Origin of the sequence: Mesorhizobium sp. M2A.F.Ca.ET.037.01.1.1, from assembly GCF_003998075.1 — a bacterium.
Taxonomy (GTDB): domain Bacteria; phylum Pseudomonadota; class Alphaproteobacteria; order Rhizobiales; family Rhizobiaceae; genus Mesorhizobium.
Genome location: NZ_RZSA01000481.1, coordinates 1 through 4,909 on the forward strand (window position 1 = coordinate 1; position 4,909 = coordinate 4,909).

The 4,909-nt window shown below is 64.8% G+C and carries 5 protein-coding genes; 1 reads left to right on the forward strand and 4 read right to left on the reverse strand.

Going from position 1 to position 4,909, the window contains the following annotated elements:
- A partial coding sequence (locus EOA27_RS21960) for a GTP-binding protein (protein ID WP_145970462.1) occupies window positions 1-1,007 on the forward strand: 1,007 nt, incomplete at its 5' end.
- Window positions 1,008-1,026: 19 nt separating this feature from the next.
- On the opposite strand, the gene EOA27_RS21965 is transcribed toward EOA27_RS21960, so the two are convergent.
- The 4 genes from EOA27_RS21965 to EOA27_RS21980 form a co-directional block, all read right to left on the reverse strand.
- Window positions 1,027-1,278 carry a sulfurtransferase TusA family protein gene (locus tag EOA27_RS21965; protein ID WP_042643420.1) on the reverse strand — a complete coding sequence of 84 codons (252 nt, stop codon included), beginning with the start codon at window positions 1,276-1,278 and terminating at the stop codon, window positions 1,027-1,029.
- 75 nt (window positions 1,279-1,353) lie between these two features.
- Complete coding sequence (locus EOA27_RS21970; RefSeq protein ID WP_126080988.1) at window positions 1,354-2,643, reverse strand: murein L,D-transpeptidase family protein; 1,290 nt, start codon at window positions 2,641-2,643, stop codon at window positions 1,354-1,356.
- A gap of 222 nt (window positions 2,644-2,865) precedes the next feature.
- Window positions 2,866-3,816, reverse strand: a complete 951-nt coding sequence (locus EOA27_RS21975; protein ID WP_126064161.1) for an acetyl-CoA carboxylase carboxyltransferase subunit alpha — start codon at window positions 3,814-3,816, stop codon at window positions 2,866-2,868.
- Between the two features lie 101 nt (window positions 3,817-3,917).
- Complete coding sequence (locus EOA27_RS21980; RefSeq protein WP_126080989.1) at window positions 3,918-4,832, reverse strand: site-specific tyrosine recombinase XerD; 915 nt, start codon at window positions 4,830-4,832, stop codon at window positions 3,918-3,920.
- Window positions 4,833-4,909: the final 77 nt, after the last annotated feature.

Sequence of the window (4,909 nt, forward strand, 5' to 3'; positions counted from 1 at the left end):
GCGAGGTGGCGATCGACCACCTTTTGGTCGAGCAGGCATCCGACGGCATCATCCAGCTCTCCGACGGCTGCCTCTGCTGCACGGTGCGCGGCGACCTGGTCGACACGCTTGCCGATCTCGTCGACCGGCTGCAGACCGGCCGCATCGCGAAACTCGCCCGCGTCGTCGTCGAGACGACGGGTCTCGCCGATCCTGCGCCGGTGCTGCAGTCGATCATGGCGCATCCTGCGCTGGTGCAGGCCTTCCGGCTCGACGGCGTCATCACGCTGGTCGACGCCGTCAATAGCGAGGCGACGCTCGACGCCCATGTCGAGGCGGTGAAACAGGCGGCGGTGGCCGATCGCATCGTGCTGACCAAGACGGACCTTGCCGATGCGGCCGAGGTCGAGGCGTTGCTGGCAAGGCTGAAGCAGGTCAATCCGGGCGCCGTCGTGCTCGACGTCAACGAGGCCGGCGCCGCGGCGCTGTTCAATTGCGGGCTTTATGATCCCGAAACCAAGTCCGCCGACGTGCGGCGCTGGCTTGGCGAAGAGGCTGCGCATGATCAAGATCATCACCATGATCAGGATCATCACCAAGATCATCGCCATCATCACCATGACGGCGATCATGATCACCACCATCACGAGCACCGCCACGATAGGCGCGTGCGCACGCACTCGCTCGTCCATGATGGGCCGGTGCCGTTCTCGGCGATCGAGATGTTCCTCGACCTTCTGCGCTCGACACATGGCGAGAAGCTGCTGCGCATGAAGGGCGTCATCGAGCTCGCGGAGGATCCGTCGCGACCGCTTGTCATTCACGGCGTGCAGAAGATCCTGCATCCGCCGGCAAGGCTGCCGGCCTGGCCCGACGGTCAGCGCGGCACCAGGCTGGTGCTGATCACGCTGGACATGCCGGAAGATTATATCCAGCGCCTGTTCGCGGCCTTCACCAACAAACCGTCGATCGACACGCCGGACCGGGCCGCGCTCGAGTCCAATCCGCTGGCAATAGCCGGGCTATAAGCAAAAAAACGACGCCGGCTCAGGCCGCGCTGCCGCGCTCGACCAGGAAACGATGACCGCCAGTGACCGCGGCCGTTTCGACCAATTGGTGACCGGCATCGGCGCAGAAGGCCGGGATATCGATGACCGCGAGCGGATCGGTGGTTTCCAGCCAAAGCCGGCTGCCCGGCCGCATGGCCGCCAACCGCTTGCGGGCTTTCAGCACCGGCAACGGACAGTTCAGTCCCTTGAGATCGTAGATGGCGGGCGGCTTTGCCCTTTGTTCATGCATGTCGTTATCCCAAAACCGCCTTACACCCTCGGGTCAATGCCCGAGGGCATGCTTTTGGGCGACACGCATTGGGTCTCAGCCGCCGAACATGCCGAGCAGCTTCTTCTTCAGCTTCGACACGGTGCCCTGGTCGGCGTCGGCGGCCTGCTGGGTTTCCTGCGCGGGCGCTGGCTCCACGCCGGCGGTGACGACCGGCTGCTGCGCGGCCTGCTTGGCGGCTTCCTTCTCGGCCAGCGCTTGCGCCTTGGCCTGTTCCTTGGCGGCCTTGGCCGCCTCGATCGCCGCCAGGCGCTGCTCTTCCGCCTTGCGCTTGGCCTCCTTCTCCGCGTCGAGCGCGGCCATCTTGCGGCCGGCCGGCGAATCGATACGGCCCATGCGGGTCGTTTCCGTCACCGAGCCATCCGCATTCATCGACGGCGGCTCGATCGGCACGCGCTCGCCGCGGGCGCGGCGCTTCGACCAGTCGGAGACGATGCTGGCTTCCTTGATGCCGGCAATGGTCGGCTTCGGCGGCGGGTTGCTGGAATTCACCGCCGAATTGAAGGCCGCGTCGTAGCTCTTCTCGTAACTGGCGAAGGCGGTCTTCAGCGAATCCGGCTGCGTCGTCGGGGGGCAGGGGCCAGTCGGGTCGAAGGTCGTGCCTTCCGGCGCGACCTGATTGAAGACGTAGCGCTTCTCGCAGACGTCGACCTTCGGCGGCACCTTGGTGATCTCGAAATTGTCGTATCCGACCTTCAGCATCTTCCAGAACTCGTAGTTCGGGTCGTTGCGGTAGCGCGCCATGTTGGCGGCGGTCATGCGGAAGGGGAAGGCCTGGATCTGGAACTCGGTCTGGCCGCCCTGGAAAGCGTCGCGGCCGAAGGCATAGATCTGCTCGATCTGCGCGTCGGTCATCGAATAGCAGCCGGAGGACGAGCAGGCGCCGTGCACCATCAGGTTCTGGCCGGTGCGGCCATTGGCGCGGTCATAGGCGTTGGGGAAGCCGATGTTGAAGGACAGATGATAGTTCGAGCGCGGATTCATCTGCGAGGGACGCACCGTGTAGAAGCCTTCCGGCGCCTGGCGGTCGCCCTCGGTGTATTTGGGGCCGAGCTTCCCCGACCATTTGCAGATGTCGTAGCTGGCGACGAGATCGTAGCGGCCGTTGGTCTTGGCCTTCCAAATCTCGAGCTTGCCTTCTTCCTTGAAGATGCGCGCCATCACCGAGGAGGTGCGCACCATGCCCTTGGCCTTCATGTCGGCGAGGATCTTGTCCGGCAGCGGCTTGTTGGCCTCCGGCGCGAAATCCTTCATCGACGAATCATTGCAGCCGGCGACGCCGATGGCGGCGATCAGGACTCCGGTGCGGGCAAGCTTGGCAAACATCGGTGCGGCTACGTCTCTTCTCTCGGGCCAACGACTCTCGGCATAGCCGGGCCCGCAGGCTGAACACCAGTGGACCGTAAGCCCGTTAACCTTGAAAATTCCTTACCGCAAGCCTTCGTCACAAATCTGGGCAAACCCCTCACGGCAAATCCCATTGAGCCGGATCCGGCGGCATTTTTGTGGCGAAATTGCTCATCTTGCCACAGTTGAACGGTAGGCGGGTCAGAGGCTGCGGCCCATCGCCAGATATTTCTCGCGGCGCTGCTCGCGGAAATCGGTGTTGGCGCCGGCAAAGTCCTTCATCGTCCTGGCGATGAGGTCACCGGTGGAGGCAATCACCGTTTCCGGCGCGCGCTGGGCGCCGCCCATCGGCTCGGGAATGATGGCGTCAATGATCTTCATCTCGAGCAGATCCTGCGCCGTGATCTTCATATTGGTCGCCGCGTCCTTGGAGCGGGTGGTGTCACGCCACAGGATCGAAGCGGCACCCTCCGGCGAGATCACCGAATAGATGGCGTGCTCCAGCATATAGACCCGGTTGGCGGTGGCGATCGCGATGGCCCCGCCGGAACCGCCTTCGCCGATGACCACCGAGATCGACGGCACTTTCAGCGAAAGGCAGGCGGAAGTCGAACGTGCGATCGCTTCGGCCTGGCCGCGCTCCTCGGCGCCGACGCCGGGATAGGCGCCGGCGGTGTCGACCAGCGTCAGAAGCGGGATCTTGAAACGGTCGGCCAGTTCCATGAGGCGCACCGCCTTGCGGTAGCCCTCCGGCCGCACCGAACCGAAATTGTGCTTGATGCGGCTTGCCGTGTCCGAACCCTTTTCCTGGCCGATCACCGCCACCGGCTCGCCGCGGAAGCGGGCGAAGCCGCCGACGATCGCCTGGTCGTCGCCGAAATTGCGGTCGCCGGCCAAGGGCGTGAAATCGGTGAACAGCCCTTTGATGTAGTCGACGCAATGCGGGCGGTCGGGATGGCGCGCGACCTGCACCTTCTGCCAGGGGGTGAGCGCCTTGTAGAGGTCGCGCAACGCGTCGCGCGAACGCTTTTCCAGCCGGCTGATCTCTTCGGCGACATCGACCGCCTCGCCGTTCTCGGCAAGCTTCTTCAGCTCGAGGATCTTGAGCTCCAGATCCTGCACCGGCTTTTCGAAGTCGAGGTAGTTGTACATGCTTGAGCGGACCGATCCGTCGGAAGGCGAAATGGCTGGCGGAACCGCTGAAATGCCGGCTCCGGGCGGTGGAACGTCGCCCTCACATAGCGATATGAGGCCTAGTCGGCAAGCGGATGATGATCGTTGACCAGCCGCACCAGCCGCTCCTCCAGCACATGGGTGTAGATCTGCGTGGTCGAGATGTCGGCATGGCCAAGGAGTTGCTGAACGGCTCTGAGATCGGCGCCGTTCTGCAGGAGATGGCTGGCAAAAGCATGGCGAAGCACATGCGGCGAGATTTTCGCCGCAGCTATCCCCGACCGAGCCGCCAAGTCCTTGAGATCGCGGGCGAAAACCTGCCGGGAAAGATGGCCGCTGTCGGAGGAGGCGGGAAACAGGAACGGGCTCTCGGCAAAGGCCGGGCGCTCGGCCCTTGCGGCAAGCCAGGCGCGCATGGCCGTGCGCGCCTTGGCCGACAGCGGCACCATGCGTTCCTTGTCGCCCTTGCCGCGCACCATGAAGAAGCGGTCGTCACGCAGCGCCACCGTCACCGGGAGGCCGACCAGCTCCGACACGCGCAGGCCCGTGGCGTAGAGCACCTCGACCAGCGCGTGCAGGCGCAAGGCGGCCATCCGGTCGCCATCCGGACCAGCTTCGCCGGCTTCGTGCGCCGCCCGGTCGAGCAGGCGGCCGGTCTCGGCCTCGCTCATCGTCTTCGGCAGCGGCCGGCCCTTGCGAGGGCTGTCCAGCGTGCCGGTCGGGTCGTCGCCGCGCAGGCCCTCGGCGTAGAGGAATTTGAAGAACTGGCGGATCGCCGACAATTTGCGCGCCTGCGATGTCGGCGCGAAGCCACGCGCGGCAATGTCGTCGAGATAGGCGCGGATGTCGGCCGATCCGGCGCCCGCAAGTCCGCCCTTGATCGCTTCGGAAGCGTCCTCGAGATCGCGGCGGTAGGAGGCAAGCGTGTTCTCGGCCGCCCCCCGTTCGGCGCTCATCATTTCGAGGAAGGCTTCGATGCGGGCGGCGCTGTTCATCGGGCCGGGTTTGTCAATTCTTCTTGGGGTTGAGCTTCTCGGCGGGAATGCGGATGCTCATTTCCGCTTTTTTGGGC

Coding starts and splice junctions, on each gene's coding strand:
- EOA27_RS21965 (WP_042643420.1), bottom strand. CDS start 1,278: ATGCATGAACAAAGGGCAAAGCCGCCCGCCATCTACGATCTCAAGGGA.
- EOA27_RS21980 (WP_126080989.1), bottom strand. CDS start 4,832: ATGAACAGCGCCGCCCGCATCGAAGCCTTCCTCGAAATGATGAGCGCC.
- EOA27_RS21975 (WP_126064161.1), bottom strand. CDS start 3,816: ATGTACAACTACCTCGACTTCGAAAAGCCGGTGCAGGATCTGGAGCTC.
- EOA27_RS21970 (WP_126080988.1), bottom strand. CDS start 2,643: ATGTTTGCCAAGCTTGCCCGCACCGGAGTCCTGATCGCCGCCATCGGC.